Origin of the sequence: Citrobacter sp. KTE30, from assembly GCF_000398825.1 — a bacterium.
Lineage (GTDB): Bacteria > Pseudomonadota > Gammaproteobacteria > Enterobacterales > Enterobacteriaceae > Citrobacter > Citrobacter freundii.
The window spans coordinates 1555006-1572536 of sequence record NZ_KB976055.1 but is presented as its reverse complement, the minus strand read 5'-3'; the positions used below and the strand labels follow the sequence as shown (position 1 = coordinate 1572536).

Genomic DNA, 17531 nt, shown 5'->3' with positions numbered 1-17531 from the left:
GTCAATGCGCCGTATCTTTCACTATCTGGTTAATAATATTCGCGAGCATCTTATGCTCTACATTATTTTATGGTCGCTGCTGGCCATTATGGATGTAATATATATTATGTTTTTCTGATTCCTGCGCGCTGACAATAATTGACAAAAATTGAAATTAGCTTAATTTCATTGCAATAAACTGAACAATAATAAAAATCATAACCACCCATAAACCAAGCACTCCCACCTATTCTCACACTAATCTCTTGATGATTAATTCAATAATCAGTCAACTTTACTGAACAAAAAATAAATATCATCACCATTGTTATTTATTAGTTGCATTAATGTCTTTTACACGCCATTTTCATTCACTTCTGAAATATAAATCGGTGTGCTTATGCAATTCAAAAATAGTCCACAGCGCTATGGCGTAGTGTCAGCCACATTACATTGGCTGGTTGCAATTGCTGTATATGGCATGTTCGCCTTGGGCTTATGGATGGTCACGCTTAGCTACTATGACGGCTGGTATCACCAGGCCCCTGAACTGCATAAAAGCATCGGCATTCTACTCATGATGGGACTGGTTATCCGCGTTGTCTGGCGGTTGTTCTCCCCTCCGCCTGCTGCGTTGGCAAGCTACTCCCGTTTAACCCGCATCGCAGCGGCAATGGGTCACCTCGTACTTTATTTGCTGCTCTTTTCAATTGTCATCAGCGGATATCTAATTTCCACCGCAGATGGCAAAGCGATAAGCGTCTTTGGTTGGTTCGACATTCCAGCCACCGTTGCCAACGCAGGTGCTCAGGCCGACCTCGCCGGTAGCTTGCACCTGTGGCTTGCGTGGACCGTGGTGATTTTATCCCTACTGCACGGACTGATGGCCCTGAAACATCACTTTATCGATAACGACGATACCCTCAATCGCATGTTGGGAAAATCGTCATCTGACTATGGAGCTTAAAATGAAAAAAAACCTGCTGGGACTTACACTCGCCTCTCTGTTATTCACCACCGGGTCGGCCGTGGCGGCAGATTACAAAATTGACAAGGAAGGACAGCATGCCTTTGTTAATTTCCGTATTCAGCATCTGGGTTACAGCTGGCTGTACGGCACATTTAAAGATTTCGACGGTACGTTTACCTTTGATGAGAAAAATCCCGCAGCCGATAAGGTTAACGTAACCATCAACACCAACAGTGTTGACACTAATCACGCCGAACGTGACAAACATCTGCGCAGCGCAGATTTCCTTAACGTAGCAAAATTCCCGCAGGCGACCTTCAGCTCCACCAGCGTGAAGAAAGAAGGTAATGACCTGGATATCACCGGTAATTTGACCCTGAACGGCGTTACCAAACCGGTTACGCTGGACGCGAAGCTCATCGGTCAGGGCGGCGATCCTTGGGGCGGTACGCGCGCTGGTTTTGAAGCGCAAGGTAAGATTAAGCTGAAGGATTTCAACATCACCACCGCTCTCGGTCCGGCGTCGCAGGAAGTCGATTTGATCATCTCAGTGGAAGGTGTGCAACAGAAGTAACGCATGAATGGCCGGATGGGGCTCAAGCCACCATCCGGCATAGCGACTATTGTGCAGGGTCTGGAATACCCAGTTTGGTATTCAGTTGACCACGTGATTTATTAAAGATTTTATTGCCATTTTCACGCCCCGCGCGACGACGCCGTTGTTCCTCTTCCGGCAACTCACTCTCTTCGCTACACAGCTCGCTACAGCAGCCTTTATATTTCTGCGCACAAGCCGGGCACTGAATAAACAACAGATGGCAGCCATCATTTTTGCAATTAGTATGGCTATCGCACGCCGTGCCGCACTGATGACAATGTGCGATAACATCTTCAGAGATCCTTTCGCCCATGCGCTCATCAAAGACAAAGTTTTTACCGACAAAACGCACCGGAAGTCCCTGCTCACGCGCCTTGCGGGCATACTCAATAATACCGCCCTCAATGTGCCAGACTTTGCTAAATCCATTGTGTTTCATCCAGGCGCTAGCTTTCTCACAGCGGATCCCACCCGTGCAGTACATCACGATTTTTTTATCTTTATGCGCCTGCATCATTTCAACCGCTTTCGGCAACTGATCGCGAAACGTGTCTGCCGGGATCTCCAGCGCATTCTCGAAGTGACCCACCTCATATTCATAATGGTTGCGCATATCAATGAATACCGCTTCAGGATCGTCAAGCATGGCATTCACCTCTGCTGCCTTGAGATAATCCCCCACGTTGCTGGCGTCAAAGTCTGGATCGTCAATACCATCCGCCACGATACGTTCACGGACTTTCATACGCAGTACCCAGAACGATTTACCGTCATCATCCAGCGCAATATTCAGACGTAAATCGTTCAATGCAAGGTCAAACGCATAGAGTTGCTGGCGAAATGCCTCGACGTTGCTTTGCGGTACGCTGATTTGCGCGTTAATTCCTTCATGGGCAAGATATACTCGCCCGAAGACGTTCAATGCGGTGAACATCTGGTACAGTGCATCACGCGTGTGCTGAGGATTGGCAATGGTGAAATATTTATAGAATGAGATCGTCGTACGCGGCTCGGTCTCGGCCAGCATTTTGGCTTTGAGGGCGTCGTTCGAAATGCGGTTGTGTAACACTGGCATGGTGTACGTATCCTGCAAATAGGGAATAAATGAAAATCGGCGGCATAATAAAGCAAACATCGCCAATTTACATCCACACATTTTACGCTACATTTCATACTTCACTATAAAATTGCAACAACAATTGCAGAATTAATCACCGTTCTCCCGTCACAAATTTTTGATACGCGCGAAAAAATGCGACAATACAGGGAATTGGTCGTTTGAAGACAGGATAGACATGACGAATTTACCCAAGTTTTCGGCTGCGTTACTGCATCCACGTTATTGGTTAACCTGGCTGGGTATTGGCATCCTTTGGTTAATCGTGCAGTTACCCTACCCCATCCTCTTTAAGTTGGGCTGTGCATTAGGTCGACTGGCGCTACGTTTGATGAAACGTCGGGCAAAAATTGTTTCCCGAAATCTGGAACTGTGCTTCCCGCAGATGAGTGAGCAGGAACGCCAGCAGATGGTCGTCAAGAACTTCGAATCAGTGGGCATGGGCGTAATGGAAACCGGGATGGCCTGGTTTTGGTCCGATAAGCGTATTTCACGCTGGACTGAAGTGATCGGGATGGAACATATCCGTGACGTTCAGGCGCAAAAACGCGGGATCCTATTAGTGGGTCTGCACTTTCTGACTCTGGAACTGGGTGCGCGTCAGTTTGGTTTGCAGGAGCCGGGTATTGGTGTGTATCGCCCTAACGACAACCCGCTTCTCGACTGGCTACAAACCTGGGGCCGTATGCGCTCGAATAAATCAATGCTCGATCGTAAAGACCTGAAAGGGATGATTAAAGCGTTGAAAAAGGGCGAAGTGGTCTGGTACGCGCCGGATCACGATTACGGCCCTCGTGCCAGTGTGTTTGTACCACTTTTTGCCGTTGAACAAGCCGCAACAACCTCTGGGACCTGGATGCTTTCGCGCATGTCCAATGCCTGCCTGGTACCGTTTGTTCCTCGCCGCAAACCTGACGGTAAAGGGTATCAATTGATTATGCTGCCTCCGGAGTGTTCACCGCCTTTGGACGACGCAGAGACCACTGCCGCGTGGATGAACAAAATTGTTGAGCAATGCATCATGATGGCGCCAGAGCAGTATATGTGGCTGCATCGTCGCTTCAAGACGCGCCCTGAAGGTTCTCCTTCCCTGTACTAAAACACTGTTGCAGTCCTGTGGGCTGCAACACCTTCCCTGCCTGCTTTAGGTTTAACTGCTATCCGCATTGCAGCAACTATCAACCAGGCGCATAATTAGCCTGCTTACTTATATTCAATCGATAGCGCAAACAGCGCGCCACACTGCGGAACGCTATGTCACCCTCAGATGATCCCATAAACTGGAAACGCAACCTCACCGTTGCCTGGTTAGGTTGTTTTTTAACCGGCGCAGCATTTAGCCTGGTCATGCCCTTTTTGCCCCTTTACGTCGAGAGTCTCGGCGTCACGGGACATAGCGCACTGAATATGTGGTCAGGCCTGGTCTTCAGCATCACCTTTCTTTTTTCCGCCATCGCCTCTCCTTTCTGGGGTGGCCTTGCCGATCGCAAGGGGCGAAAAATCATGCTGCTACGGTCTGCGTTGGGTATGGCTGTTGTGATGCTGCTGATGGGACTGGCGCAAAATATCTGGCAGTTCTTGATCCTGCGCGCCTTGTTGGGGCTGCTTGGTGGATTCATCCCCAATGCGAATGCACTGATCGCCACCCAGGTTCCACGCAATAAAAGCGGCTGGGCACTGGGAACGCTTTCCACCGGTGGTGTTAGTGGCGCACTGCTCGGGCCGCTGGCGGGCGGCCTCCTCGCGGATCAGTACGGACTGCGCCCCGTATTTTTCATCACCGCCAGCGTGCTGCTGGTCTGCTTCATCTTGACGCTATTTTTTATCCGCGAGCGATTCCAGCCAGTGAGCAAGAAGGAAATGCTGCACATTCGTGAAGTCGTGGCCTCTTTAAGGAACCCCAAACTGGTGCTGAGCCTGTTTGTCACCACTTTGATCATTCAGGTAGCCACCGGTTCTATCGCGCCAATACTGACACTGTACGTTCGAGAGTTGGCTGGCAACGTCAGCAATATTGCGTTTATCAGTGGGATGATAGCCTCTGTCCCCGGCGTTGCGGCATTAATCAGCGCCCCTAAACTTGGCAAATTAGGCGATCGGATTGGCCCGGAGAAGATCCTGATCGTCGCGCTGATCGTTTCCGTGTTACTGCTAATTCCAATGTCATTTGTCCAGACGCCCTGGCAGCTTGGTATTCTGCGCTTTTTATTGGGGGCGGCCGACGGCGCCCTGCTCCCTGCGGTACAAACGCTGCTGGTCTATAACTCGACTAATCAAATAGCTGGACGTATTTTCAGTTATAACCAGTCATTTCGCGACATTGGTAACGTAACAGGGCCTCTAATGGGGGCAGCGATATCCGCCAACTACGGTTTTCGTGCTGTATTCTGTGTGACCGCAGGAGTTGTACTGTTCAACGCCCTGTACTCGTGGAATAGCCTGCGCCGTCGTCGGAGTACAGAGGTCGCGGGATGATTTATATATTTATATTCGCAGGTTCAGAATAAAAAATTATCTCACATGACATATATTTCAGTCTTAATGATAATAGTAACACACCTTATTTCTGCCAGAATTTTTGGCTTCATACAAAGCGGCATCAGCATATGAAACAACTTTATCCGCTGATTCATCATCAATTTTACTGCAATATACACCGATACTTATCGTCATTTTTTCTTTTAAATCATATGAATTTGGTATTGTCGTACCATTCTCGACATTTCGCCTAATTCGTTCTGCAACAACAATTGCCTCATCTTGATCGTTACACTTAAGAAGGATCGCAAATTCTTCGCCACCTACTCTGGCAAAAATATCCGTATCTCTGATTGATTTATTGATAATATCGACAATGCTGATTATTACTCTGTCACCTTCCTGATGACCGTAGGTATCGTTAATCCGCTTGAATTTATCAATATCCAGAACCATTACACACACTGCACCTTTTGCTAATGATGATTTTAATGACTTATAGAATAGCTTACGATTATATATTTTAGTCATTGCGTCTTTAATAGCTGAGTCCCTTTCTTTTTTTAAGATGATGAAGGTGTTGTACATCAGTATTGAGATTATACACAGGGCACTTATCACCTCAATCCCCCGGCTAACATACCAAATATACATGCTATATTCATCCAGGCTCAGAAGTAGTACATTGGTCAATATTGCTGAGCAACACAGTAGCCCTATACTTTTCCACAAGATGTTGTGCGTTTTGGTTTTAATGATTAAATACAACAGGACCAGTCCCCAGGATACAATAAGCGAATAAATGTACCCAATATGCCAGTGCACCGTGACATTATCAGGCTTCAGGCTTGTTATCTCGAGTGTAAAATTAGGGTTGTAACTGGCCAGAGTGTGCGCCATCACCGCGATAACTAGCATAATTAAAAATGACAGAACGATATAGCAAGGTTCTCTTTCTTTGGTTTCAATAACTGTCGATGATATTTTATAAGATTTCAATGAAACAAATAGCAGAGCGATGAAACTAATCTGCCGAAAGTAATAGAATATAGCTATATCGTTAGTTCTTTTTTCGATTGATGCATGATCATTAATCAAGTCCTGAACGATGTAGATAGTCTCGACGAAAAATATGTTATTGCCAAGAAACGCCATGCCTAATATCATGAGGCAGGTGAGATCTTTTCTACAAAGATACTGAAATAACATAAACAGGAAAATTATTCCATATAAAAAGAACAACCCTACAATTATAATCAGATATACAGTTTGTGGGACACTTTGCATCGTTAATTTAAATTGTGTAAGACACAAACCACCAAGAACATAGCTAGCCAAACAGATTATATAGAAAGCCATTAACCTTCCATTATTTGAATTATAGTTATCCATAACAACCTTAAGGTAATTCTTAATTTTGCATTTTATATAATAAAGCATAAGATTTTGCAAACTATTATACCCGCACAATTTCAATAACATTAATTCATTTCTTATTTAATGGTTTCTTATAGATTTATAACCTTTGTCATTAATAATATTTTATTATGTATACTATTTTAGTATCACTCACACCATTCACAACCTCTATACACAAAAGACACTTTGTCACTTCCAGAGACACCACTAAGTTTAGCCACTTTCATTGATTACCTCTGCAACACTTCCGTATTGGGCATTAATTTTCTCCTTTACTTTGATTGAGTTATGCAATATTAATTCATAAGCGCTCGCATCCCCCCTCTAAAACACATAAAAAATGGTGTTTAAAACTGAAGATTTTCTAATATAACGCCAGATTTTATTTATTTGATTTTCATTACTGCATTGCAAACCACATACATTACTCTTTTTTCTTGAATTTTTTTCCTGATATTACGTAGGCTTCAGTATCTGCCAATGTAAATTTTTTCATAAACTACCGAAGTTACTTTCACCTGCTCTCGTTGGCATTGCAGGCAGTAATCATCTGATTGAGTTAGCCACGCAGCTAACGGGTTTGACGCTCTGCGGATCGCCGTCTATAGATTGAATCATCCCCCTTTATTGTTCGCCTTAGGAGAAGAAATATGGCAAAGAATGACATGAATTTTTATGCCACGTTGGAAGAGGCTATTGATGCGGCTCGTGAAGTGTTTCTGGCTGATAACCCTGACCTTGAGTCAGACGATGCCAGCGTTCAACAGCTAAGCATCCAAAAATACGTGCTACAGGATGGCGACATTATGTGGCAGGCGGAATTCTTTGCTGACGAGGATGATGTAGATGGTGAATGTCTACCAATGCTGAGCGGAGAAGCGGCTCAGAGCGTTTTTGATGGCGACTATGATGAAATTGAAATTCGCCAGGAGTGGCAGGAAGAAAATACGCTTCACGAATGGGATGAAGGTGAATTCCAGCTGGAACCTCCCCTTGATACCGAAGAGGGGCAGACCGCAGCCGATGAATGGGATGAGCGATAATTACTCGTAAGGTCCATGATGTATGTCGAGCGGCAGCAGCAACGTATCAAACACCAGCGAAAATGGCAGATCGAGGATCGTGACGTAGCGCCATGCCGAGTCCCGAACATCCCATTGCACGCCAGGATAGTATTGATTTCCGTGTCCTTGCCCTGGGATGGTACGACTAATAATGCTGCCGCATCCGCTCAGGAAGAAGATCATTATTCCTACAGCCAATATTCGCACCTGCTACCTCACGACTCATTCTATTCAATATAAAAAAATACCGGCACCAGGCCGGTATTTTCACGTTACAGAACGCTTATTTTTTCCTGAGCGCCAACGGATTCAGAGTCAATCCCTGATAGTAGTTCACCCACGAAGAATACTTATCAGGTGAATTCCAGACGCGAAAATGTAAACGTGCCATGGTCACCGGATCGCTCAACAATACAAGTCGGCGATCGCGATTCAGTTTCTCCGGCGTTTCGTTCAGCGCCTGCTCCACATGGCGATCGCGTGCAATCTCCAGCACGTTGCTGGCGCGGTGGCGTGCAGTCGCCATGGCCGTGGCCAGTGCGTTAAACGACGGGTTAAACACCGCATGCATAAAGCCATCGTCCAGCGTACGTTTACGGTTCATCACCAGATAAGTGTCGGTATCCACCAGCACCTGCGGCGGGGAATACTCTTCCGGGATCAGGAACAGCTTCCAGCGCTTGGTACGTAACCCCACCGTGGAACGACTGGAAATCACGGAAACAAACGGCGACAGGATCAGCGAGAAGACAATCGGTGCCAGCCAGAACAGGAAACGCAGATCCAGCCAGGCCATACCCACAGCCCACACCAGCCCCAACAGTAACTGAGAACCGTGACGCATAAACGCTTCACCCCATGGGGTGGAATCGTCATCGCGCTGCGGCGAATTCCACACCACTTCCCAACCGAGGAAAGCGCTCACGACGAAGACGGTATGGAACAGCATGCGCACCGGTGCCAGCAGCACGGAGAACAGAACCTCCAGCAGCAGCGACAGCGTAACGCGGATGAACCCACCGTACTCTTTCGTCCCTTTACACCAGATGAGCAAAATACTCAGCAACTTCGGCAGGAACAACAGCACCATCGTTGAAGCAAACAGCGCGATCGCCAGTTCAGGTCGCCATTGCGGCCATACCGGGAATAGCTGACGCGGTTGCAGGAAGTACTGCGGTTCCGTCAACGCATGTACCACCTGCAATGCGGTAGAAAGCGCGAGGAACATAAACCACAGCGGCGCGGACAGATAGGACATCACACCAGTCAGAAACACCGCACGGTGAACCGGGTGCATCCCCTTAACCAGGAACAGACGGAAGTTCATCAGGTTGCCGTGGCACCAGCGACGGTCACGCTTGAGTTCATCCAGCAGGTTCGGCGGTAGCTCTTCATAAGAGCCCGGCAGATCGTAGGCAATCCACACGCCCCAGCCAGCGCGACGCATCAAGGCCGCTTCCACGAAGTCATGGGAGAGAATCGATCCCGCAAACGAACCTTCGCCCGGTAACGGCGCGAGCGCACAGTGCTCGATAAACGGCTTCACGCGGATAATTGCGTTGTGGCCCCAGTAGTGTGATTCGCCTAACTGCCAGAAGTGAAGCCCGGCAGTAAACAGCGGCCCATAAACACGGGTCGCAAACTGTTGACAGCGCGCATACAGCGTATCCATACCGGAAGCCTTCGGCGAAGACTGGATAATCCCGGCATTCGGATTCGCTTCCATCAGGCGCACCAGGCCGCTCAGACAGTCACCGCTCATCACTGAATCCGCATCCAGCACAACCATGTAGCTGTACTGATTTCCCCAGCGACGGCAGAAGTCATCAATGTTGCCGCTTTTACGCTTCACGCGACGACGACGACGGCGGTAGAAAATCTGTCCTTCGCCCTGCACTTCGGCAATCAGCTCCATCCACGCTTTTTGTTCTGCCACGCAGATATCAGGATTGTAGCTGTCGCTCAGAATGTAAACATCGAAATGCTCAGCGTTGCCCGTTGCTTTGACCGACTCCCACGTGGCGCGAAGTCCCGCGAATACGCGATCAACGTCCTCGTTACAGATAGGCATAATCAACGCCGTACGGTGTTCAGGATTCAACGGTTCATCCCCGACCGTTGAGGCCGAGATACTGTACTTATCCCGTCCAATCAGCAATTGCAGGAAGCCCATCAGCGCGGTCCAGAACCCCGCTGATACCCAACAGAAAAGTACGGCAAACAAAATAAGAATGCCGGTCTGGAGCATGTAGGGCAGCAGTTGCATAAAGGAGACCCACAAATCCTGCCCCATCATGTCTGCAGGATTAATGAATGCCCACCCCTGATAAGGAAGGATCGTCTTCATATACCAGGTTGCAACGACCGTTTGCGCCAGCGTTAAGATCAACAGCGTATAGCGGCGGATGGTGCCTACGGTACGCCATTTTTGCTCGCTCTCTTGTTCTTCTTTCGTCAAACGCGAAAGATAACGCGGTGTCACATCACGCCCACGCAGACGATCCCAAAAACGCCCAACCGGGTTGGTACGCCAGGGATCGGGGAACATAGAGGTACGTGTTGCTTTTGGCATCGCCTGTAACTGATCGCGCCCCTCATCGTCCTTAACCAACTGCTCTTTAGCCAGAGAATCCGGCCATGCTTGCTCAAGACGAGCTTTTACAGAACCCTGCGGTGAATCATCTTCGCGCGAGTACGTACGATGCTCAGCATCCAGCGCCTGATGAACGGCGCGGATGTCAGTTTTCGGCAGTGCCGCTTTTTCGATATCCGAAAGCGGCATTGCGTCAATATACTCAGTTGTCTTATTCATTGGCAGGTAACTGGTAGCTCCAGGTTTCACTCAGCGTCTGATCTGCATTGACCAGGGCAGCACGCATTTCAGTGGTTTTCTTCACGTCTTTCACTTTCACGCGCAATACCAAACGCCAACCTTTAGTGACCGGGTTGTAGCGCACGGTGTTTTCAACGATTTCACCGTTGTCACCAATACTGGTTTGTGCAGTAACCGGCGTATCCTGCGGCAGCTTTTTCATATCGGTGCCGGAAAAGTCCACCACAAACGCGATGGTACCGTCAGGCTGACGAATGAGATTGGACTGTTTAACATCACCGGTAGAACGACGTGTCTGCTGTACCCAGGCGTTATCAGGCGCATGAAGCTTGTCTTCATCACGCGTGAACGTCAGGGTATATTTAAAGTTCATTTCTTTACCGGCTTCAGGCAGCTGATCCGGGGTCCAGTACGCAACGATGTTATCGTTCGTTTCATCGTTAGTTGGAATTTCAACTAACTCAATCTTACCTTTGCCCCAATCGCCTTTTGGCGTGATCCAGGCGCTCGGGCGCAGATCGTAACGATCGTCGATGTCTTCAAAACGCGAGAACTGACGGCCACGCTGCAACAGACCGAAACCTTGCGGATTTTCCATAGCAAAGCTGCTCACCGCGAGATGTTTCGGGTTATTCAGCGGACGCCAAATCCATTCGCCGTTGCCAGCGTGGATGGACAAACCGTTAGAGTCATGCAGTTCTGGACGATAGTTAGTCGTCGGAGAAGGCTGGTTCGGTCCATACAGGAACATACTGGTTAACGGTGCCACACCAAGTTTGCCCACTTTGTCGCGCAAATAAACTTTGGACTGAACATCGACTACCGTGTCACGACCAGGAATGATGACAAAGCGATACGCTCCGGTTGCACGCGGAGAATCCAGTAAGGCATAAATGGTTAAACGTTTATCAGTTGGTTTCGGACGCTCGATCCAAAACTCACGAAAGCGGGGAAATTCTTCACCAGAAGGCAGAGCGGTATCAATCGCGAGACCGCGCGCAGAAAGGCCGTAGACCTGGCCTGCACCCAGAACACGGAAATAGCTGGCACCGAGCATGCTGACGATTTCGTCGTTTTTATCTTTGCTGTTGATCGGATACAGCACTTTGAACCCGGCGAAACCGAGATCTTTTACCGTGTCTTTATCATGCTGAACATCGCCGAAATTAAAGTAATCCGGGCTGTATTTGATTCTTTTCACCGCAGTAGCGGTCACTTCGTTGATTTTGACCGGCGTGTCGAAGTACATACCCTGGTGGTAGAACTCGAGCTTAAATGGGGTCTTGAGATTGCTCCAGTAGGCTTTATCGCGATTAAACTGGATCTGCTGATAATCCGCATATTTCATGTCGCGGAAAACGGAGGGCAAGTTACTTTTTGGCGCCTCATAGCCTTTATCGGCTAAGGATTGAGCTTGTTTTGCAACATCATCAATGCTGAATGCCCAGCTTGATGATGTGTACAGCGTTAACATGACTGCTGCACCCAACCAACGCATTTTCATCATTTGTAGTTTATGTTTCATAATTAGTAAGCACTTCCCCCTTTGTGTGCTTATATTGATCCGATCCATTTTAATGGATAATCGGGTATTCCGACAACTGAATCCCTGTATTGTTCGCGCGCTGGCTCATGGTTTAAGCAGGTTCGTCTGCCTGTTTTCACTTTGCGTGCTTATCCTGGAGACAGGTTGTTAGACTTCGTGTAGGGTTGCCCTCGAATGTAACCATTATTCGTCTTAGGGATAAGACGAAAAGTCTGAGAATACATAACTGTCTATGAGCTCTGTATCACCACCACGCGAATATTTTCTTGACTCCATCCGTGCCTGGCTAATGTTGTTAGGGATCCCGTTTCATATTTCATTGATCTACTCCACCCACACATGGCACGTGAACAGCGCAGAACCATCGTGGTGGTTGACCTTGTTCAATGACTTTATCCATGCTTTTCGCATGCAAGTCTTCTTTGTCATTTCGGGTTATTTTTCCTACATGCTATTTCTACGCTATCCGTTAAAGCGCTGGTGGAAAGTGCGTGTAGAACGCGTGGGGATCCCTATGCTGACCGCGATTCCACTGCTTACGCTGCCGCAATTTATCATGCTGCAATACGTGAAAGGGAAAGCAGACAGCTGGCATACCCTCAGCGGCTACGATAAATACAACGCGCTGGCCTGGGAGCTGATTTCCCATCTGTGGTTTTTACTGGTTCTCGTGGTGTTAACAACCCTGAGCATGTGGGTGTTTACCCAGATGAAACACAGATTGACGCAAAGTGACGTCGGCAGCGCGCCTGCGGTGTCAATGACGAAGTTAACGCTGATTTTTGCAGTGCTGGGTTTCGGTTATGCCGCCGTCAGAAGGACGATTTTTATCCTTTATCCTTCGATTCTAAGCGACGGTATGTTCAATTTTGTCGTTATGCAAACGCTGTTCTATGTGCCTTTCTTTATGCTCGGTGCGCTGGCGTTTATCAATCCTAATCTGAAAGCCCTGTTTACCACGCCATCGCGCGGCTGCACACTAGGCGCCGCATGCGCATTTGTCGCATACCTGCTCAATCAACGTTACGGCAACGGCGATGCCTGGATGTATGAAACCGAATATGTTATTACCATGGTCATGGGCCTGTGGATGGTGAACGTCGTCTTTTCACTTGGTCACCGTTTGCTGAATTTCCAGTCAGCCCGCGTGACCTATTTTGTCAACGCATCTCTGTTTATCTATCTGGTGCATCATCCGTTAACGCTGTTTTTTGGCGCTTACATCACACCGCATATCAAGTCGAATTTGCTGGGCTTTCTCTGCGGTCTACTGTTTGTGGTCGGGATTGCGGTAATACTGTACGAAATCCATTTACGGATCCCGGTGCTGAAGTTTCTCTTTTCGGGTAAACCAGCCGTCAGGCAGGATAAAAACAAGGCCGTGGCCGGTTAGTTTTCCGTCAATCATTGTGTGGTTCAGAGCAACCACTCAATGGGTAACACGGACGCCAGCTTTACCAGAACCCGCTTCCAGAATCCTGTGGCGGGTTCTTTTTTCAGTACCTGTTCACTGCCAGAAAGTCTGTCGACCCAATTGAGTCTTCCCCACCGATCAAGACGTAGTTGCCAGGCCATTTCACGCTGGCTTTGCATAAAACGTTTATGAATCAACTCGGCCAGTACTTCACTCTCAATCACAAACCCCATTTCCGTATTGAGCAGCGTTGAACGGGGATCAAAATTAAGCGAGCCGATAAACACTTTACAACCGTCAATACTGAAGGTTTTCGCATGCAGGCTGGAGCCTGAATTACCGGTTAATCCCCGGTCATGTACTGCTGAAACGCGATCGCGGGTTGGTTTGAGCTCGTATAACTCCACACCGTAGCGCAAGAGCTTTTTTCGCCAGCGTGCATAGCCTGCGTGAACGACTGCGACATCATTCGCCGCCAGAGAATTAGTTAAAATCGCGATCTTAACGCCTTTTCTCACCAGTCTCAGGAGCTGCGCCACACCGGCGCGAGTTGGTACAAAGTAGGCGGAAATAATATCAATACGCTCGGTGGGAGATCCCATCACGTCAAACAAACGCTGCGGTAATAGTGAGTGGCGCGGCGCTTTCCCCTCTCCTTTTGCGGGATCATCACTCAGCAAGCGCGTTCTCGCCCAAATCAGCGGTAGCGATCTCTGATCGAGGTGGGTCATAAACTGGCTGGTTTCCAGCTTATGTAGATAGCGACGCGTGATGTCATCGTTATACCAGGATTCTGGAAGTTCGATTTTTTGCGTTGAAGCTGGCTCAGCCACCTCAAGTACGTTTTGCAATGTTGAAACCGAGCGGCAGTGCCAGTAACGCTCAAAGTCATCTGCAACATCCTGGACCACCGGCCCGATAGCCATAACATCCAGATCGGAAAACAGCGGTTGTTCGCCTGTACCAAAATAGGCATCGCCGATATTTCGCCCGCCCACGAGAGTTACGACGCCGTCAGCGGTATAACTTTTATTGTGCATACGTCGATTCAACCGGGCAAAATCGGTTAAATAGCCCAGTGCACGCAGGATACGAAAGGAAAAGGGATTAAACAGACGGATTTCTATATTAGGGTGATTGTCCAGCAAACGCAGCGTATCATCCAGACCTGGCGTGTTGTTATCATCCAGCAACAAACGCACCCGGACGCCCCGCTTCGCCGCGGCCAGCAAAACGGAAAATAGCAATAGCCCGGACATGTCGCTTTCCCAGATGTAATACTGAACATCCAGGGTACGTTCCGCCATTTCCGTCAACCGATAGCGAGCAGCAAATGCATCCAGACTGTCATCCAACGTCAGAATGCCGCATTCTCCCGGGTGGTTTACGCATAGTGGCGTGATGGCACGCTCAAGTCGCGTCATATCAGTCCGTGCGTTCATCGCCTTGCTGGGTAAGTAATCTCTTATATAGCCGAGCGTTTTCTTCATCAAAGCACACGAAGTATATTTGATCGGGAAGCGCACGTCGGGTGATAAATTTCAATACCGTTTTCACCGCGATCTCTGCCGCTGCAGCGCGGGGATAACCATAAGCCCCGGTGCTAATCGCGGGAAAAGCAATGGACTGATAGCCATTGGCTAAGGCCAGTTGCAAGCTATTAAAGTAAGCCTCTTCGAGGCGTTCAGCTTCATGATGATCGCCACCCTGCCATACGGGCCCCACGGTGTGGATCACTGCTCTGGCGGGCAAGTTTCCCGCCAGGGTGATAACCGCATGACCGGTTGGGCATTCGCCCTGTTGCTGGATAACCTGTTTGCAGGCCGCCAGCAACGCAGGCCCTGCAGCGCGATGAATCGCTCCATCGACGCCACCTCCGCCCAATAGCGATGGATTCGCCGCATTGACAATCACATCAACAGCGATCGTCGTAATATCGCCATGTAACACATGAACACGTGATTGCATAAGTTCCCCCTGACCAAACACTATTTGTTAAGTGTACAGCAGGGTTTTCCCGGAAATCTCACTTTTTAACCAAACGTGTGCATATGTACGCCGGAATGATTCATTTATATTCAATGTTAAGAATTGCCATGTTTTTCTGTTCATTGAGATAGTGCATTTTGACTGTGGCAATTTGCTGCACATTTTGAGGGGCATTCGCGACCTGTTGCTGATTGTAGAGACTATTACGGGTGGTGCCGTCGCGCATACATGACAATTCAATTTGCTGCTGCCGAGCGTTAACATCGCAAGGTGATTCAACTATTGCACCGCGAAAATGAATAACCCCGCCGGTTGAGATTTGTTGCGCCATTGCGGGGAGGGTAAAAAGAGAAATGCTGCACAAGCTGATACTTAAAAAACGCTTTAATAATGTACACATAAGGGTTCCTCAATGATTAGCCATCCTTGAGGGATCGAAATGATCCTTCGCCGCTGTGATTAACGATCAAATTAAAACGTTCACACGTCTCTATATTCATAGAACAGCAGTGCATTCCCAGCCACACCCTTAATGCAAATACATCAAAAAAATCATGGGTGACTGTTTGAGTCTGGCCATTGCTGAGACAGATGCAGAGACTGCCCATCCGAAACGGTAACGATAATCTTGACCGAATCCTCAGGTGAAATATTAAAACTCAGTTTAGTTAATTCAATCGGCCGATTAGCGGGGACCGAAAGGCTTGTTTTCTGCTGCGATTGGCTTTGTCCCCTGGACCCTTTACGTATGGCAAGGACTTGTACCTCACATACGCACGGTTGAGTTAACGTCACCTGAGGAATAATGGTGTACATATCACCTTGCTGAGTTGTATTGAATGTTATTTGATTTGCCAGCGCGGCAATGAGTAATAGCGTATGCATCATATTCTCCCGAAAAAAAAACAGGGCTCACGCCCTGTTTATTATCAGTCAGAAAACTGAATTAGTGTTGGTTAGCTGTAGCGTTGTTACCAAAGCCAACCTGCTGAATCAGCACATTGGAGTCAGAGGCTGTCTGATTAACCAACGCACCGTTACGGCCACCGAACTGGGTCACGCTAATATCAGCATTTTTTGCATTCCACTGATCGATAGTGGCACTGTTCTGGAAGCCGGTCTGTTTCAGGCTAATGGTACTGTCATCAGCACCCTGACCAACAACAGCTCCGTTGCCACGCCCGTGTTGTGTGATGGTGACATCTGATTTACGCGCATCACTTTGCAGAGCACTTGCAGAGTTGTTTGACCCATATTGGTAGATACTCAGTGAAGAGTCTGGGCCATAATTACTGCCACCACCATGATGATTGCCGCCCCATTGCGGAACAACACCAGCCAGAGCACTGCCAGAAACTACGATTGCTGCGAATGCTGCCACTTTTAAAAGTTTCATGGTAAACCCCCATCGGATTGATTTAAACGTCGTTAATGGATTAGCGTTGAGTCACGCGAATTGCCATTTGCGACTGTCTCTGCACCACAACTGCTGTTTTTTGTGTACCGTACTGGGTAATATTGGCTTTATTACCAGAGCCTTTCTGGATAATTACCGCCGTATTACCGTATGAACCTTGTTTAATACTCGCATCATTGGAACTACCCGTTTGATCAATATATGCAAAGTTATATGATCCCGTCTGGTCTGTTTTCGCTCGATTACCAGAACCTTCTTGCGAAATGACTGACAATAACTTCGAGCCCCCCTGGCGGGTATTTGCACTGTTCGCAGTGCCAACCTGACCAATAATGGCTGCCTGATTAAATGAAGACTTACTTAATTCATTTACCGCAAAGTTATATTCTGAATTAGCTAAATCATAACTTGTAGTCGCGGCTGCAATCCCAGGCACACCCAGCATTGTAAACATCATAAATAACAACTTGTTTTTCATGTTGTCACCCTGGACCTGGTCGTACATGAAGTTAAATTAATTACCACTCAAATTGTTGTTAACATGACTTACATTTGTTAACGCCACGTTACGATGAAGAGTATGTCTGCGGAAACATTTTAAATAACTCACCCGCCAGTTGTATTTTTATATTCAGATTCACCCCAAAGTACTAATTAACAGCGAACAATACCGTTACAGCTCTGGATTTCATTTCTTTTTTAACCCG

The 17531-nt window shown here is 47.9% G+C and carries 18 protein-coding genes; 7 read left to right on the top strand and 11 right to left on the bottom strand.

The window, feature by feature from the left end; all coding sequences use genetic code 11:
- Positions 1 to 4 precede the first annotated feature (4 nt).
- The 3 genes from WC1_RS23465 (at position 5) to WC1_RS15545 (ending at position 1523) form a co-directional block, all read left to right on the top strand.
- Positions 5 to 118 (top strand): YceO family protein, encoded by a 114-nt coding sequence (locus tag WC1_RS23465; protein WP_003036148.1) that lies wholly within the window; start codon positions 5 to 7, stop codon positions 116 to 118.
- Between the two features lie 261 nt (positions 119 to 379).
- Positions 380 to 946, top strand: a complete 567-nt coding sequence (locus WC1_RS15540) for a cytochrome b (RefSeq protein ID WP_016149922.1) — start codon at positions 380 to 382, stop codon at positions 944 to 946.
- A 1-nt stretch (position 947) separates the two neighbouring features.
- Positions 948 to 1523 carry a YceI family protein gene (locus WC1_RS15545; RefSeq protein WP_016149921.1) on the top strand — a complete coding sequence of 192 codons (576 nt, stop codon included), beginning with the start codon at positions 948 to 950 and terminating at the stop codon, positions 1521 to 1523.
- Positions 1524 to 1569: 46 nt separating this feature from the next.
- Here the strand turns inward: WC1_RS15545 and WC1_RS15550 are convergent, their stop codons facing one another.
- Positions 1570 to 2622, bottom strand: a complete 1053-nt coding sequence (locus WC1_RS15550; protein WP_016149920.1) for an oxygen-dependent tRNA uridine(34) hydroxylase TrhO — start codon at positions 2620 to 2622, stop codon at positions 1570 to 1572.
- A gap of 220 nt (positions 2623 to 2842) precedes the next feature.
- Here WC1_RS15550 and WC1_RS15555 point away from each other — a divergent pair, with 220 nt between their 5' ends.
- Both WC1_RS15555 and mdtG read left to right on the top strand, forming a co-directional pair.
- Positions 2843 to 3763, top strand: coding sequence for a Kdo(2)-lipid IV(A) acyltransferase (locus tag WC1_RS15555; protein WP_003036136.1), 921 nt, complete (start codon positions 2843 to 2845; stop codon positions 3761 to 3763).
- A 155-nt stretch (positions 3764 to 3918) separates the two neighbouring features.
- Positions 3919 to 5139, top strand: a complete 1221-nt coding sequence (gene mdtG, locus WC1_RS15560; protein ID WP_016149919.1) for a multidrug efflux MFS transporter MdtG — start codon at positions 3919 to 3921, stop codon at positions 5137 to 5139.
- A 63-nt stretch (positions 5140 to 5202) separates the two neighbouring features.
- Here mdtG and WC1_RS15565 read toward each other — a convergent pair whose 3' ends face one another.
- The gene (locus tag WC1_RS15565; RefSeq protein WP_016149918.1) at positions 5203 to 6534 is read right to left on the bottom strand and encodes a sensor domain-containing diguanylate cyclase; all 1332 of its coding nucleotides are present in this window, start codon (positions 6532 to 6534) and stop codon (positions 5203 to 5205) included.
- Positions 6535 to 7226: 692 nt separating this feature from the next.
- Between WC1_RS15565 and WC1_RS15570 the strand changes: the two genes are divergently transcribed.
- Positions 7227 to 7604: a MysB family protein gene (locus WC1_RS15570; protein ID WP_032936472.1), complete on the top strand. Its 378-nt coding sequence runs from the start codon at positions 7227 to 7229 to the stop codon at positions 7602 to 7604.
- Here WC1_RS15570 and WC1_RS15575 read toward each other — a convergent pair whose 3' ends face one another.
- From WC1_RS15575 to mdoG, 3 genes are all read right to left on the bottom strand, one after another.
- Positions 7605 to 7832 carry a YceK/YidQ family lipoprotein gene (locus tag WC1_RS15575; RefSeq protein ID WP_003832117.1) on the bottom strand — a complete coding sequence of 76 codons (228 nt, stop codon included), beginning with the start codon at positions 7830 to 7832 and terminating at the stop codon, positions 7605 to 7607.
- 76 nt (positions 7833 to 7908) lie between these two features.
- Positions 7909 to 10437 (bottom strand): glucans biosynthesis glucosyltransferase MdoH, encoded by a 2529-nt coding sequence (gene mdoH, locus WC1_RS15580; RefSeq protein WP_032947935.1) that lies wholly within the window; start codon positions 10435 to 10437, stop codon positions 7909 to 7911.
- Positions 10430 to 11965 carry a glucans biosynthesis protein MdoG gene (gene mdoG / locus WC1_RS15585; RefSeq protein WP_003836790.1) on the bottom strand — a complete coding sequence of 512 codons (1536 nt, stop codon included), beginning with the start codon at positions 11963 to 11965 and terminating at the stop codon, positions 10430 to 10432. Before mdoG ends, mdoH begins: the two co-directional genes overlap by 8 nt.
- A 271-nt stretch (positions 11966 to 12236) precedes the next feature.
- Between mdoG and mdoC the strand changes: the two genes are divergently transcribed.
- Positions 12237 to 13397: a glucans biosynthesis protein MdoC gene (mdoC, locus tag WC1_RS15590; RefSeq protein ID WP_016149914.1), complete on the top strand. Its 1161-nt coding sequence runs from the start codon at positions 12237 to 12239 to the stop codon at positions 13395 to 13397.
- A 23-nt stretch (positions 13398 to 13420) separates the two neighbouring features.
- Here mdoC and WC1_RS15595 read toward each other — a convergent pair whose 3' ends face one another.
- The 6 genes from WC1_RS15595 to csgB all read right to left on the bottom strand — a co-directional run bounded on the left by WC1_RS15595 (position 13421) and on the right by csgB (position 17302).
- Positions 13421 to 14911 carry a phospholipase D family protein gene (locus tag WC1_RS15595; RefSeq protein WP_369707205.1) on the bottom strand — a complete coding sequence of 497 codons (1491 nt, stop codon included), beginning with the start codon at positions 14909 to 14911 and terminating at the stop codon, positions 13421 to 13423.
- Positions 14844 to 15386 (bottom strand): O-acetyl-ADP-ribose deacetylase, encoded by a 543-nt coding sequence (gene ymdB / locus WC1_RS15600; protein ID WP_016149912.1) that lies wholly within the window; start codon positions 15384 to 15386, stop codon positions 14844 to 14846. The genes WC1_RS15595 and ymdB overlap by 68 nt, the downstream gene beginning before the upstream one ends.
- Positions 15387 to 15486: 100 nt before the next feature.
- Positions 15487 to 15807, bottom strand: coding sequence for a type 1 fimbrial protein (locus WC1_RS15605; protein ID WP_016149911.1), 321 nt, complete (start codon positions 15805 to 15807; stop codon positions 15487 to 15489).
- Positions 15808 to 15959: 152 nt separating this feature from the next.
- The gene (csgC, locus tag WC1_RS15610; RefSeq protein ID WP_016149910.1) at positions 15960 to 16292 is read right to left on the bottom strand and encodes a curli assembly chaperone CsgC; all 333 of its coding nucleotides are present in this window, start codon (positions 16290 to 16292) and stop codon (positions 15960 to 15962) included.
- Positions 16293 to 16353: 61 nt separating this feature from the next.
- Positions 16354 to 16803 (bottom strand): curli major subunit CsgA, encoded by a 450-nt coding sequence (gene csgA, locus WC1_RS15615; RefSeq protein ID WP_003846828.1) that lies wholly within the window; start codon positions 16801 to 16803, stop codon positions 16354 to 16356.
- A 40-nt stretch (positions 16804 to 16843) separates the two neighbouring features.
- A complete protein-coding gene (gene csgB / locus WC1_RS15620) occupies positions 16844 to 17302 on the bottom strand; it encodes a curli minor subunit CsgB (RefSeq protein ID WP_003036094.1) in 459 nt (152 codons plus the stop codon).
- Positions 17303 to 17531 lie beyond the last annotated feature (229 nt).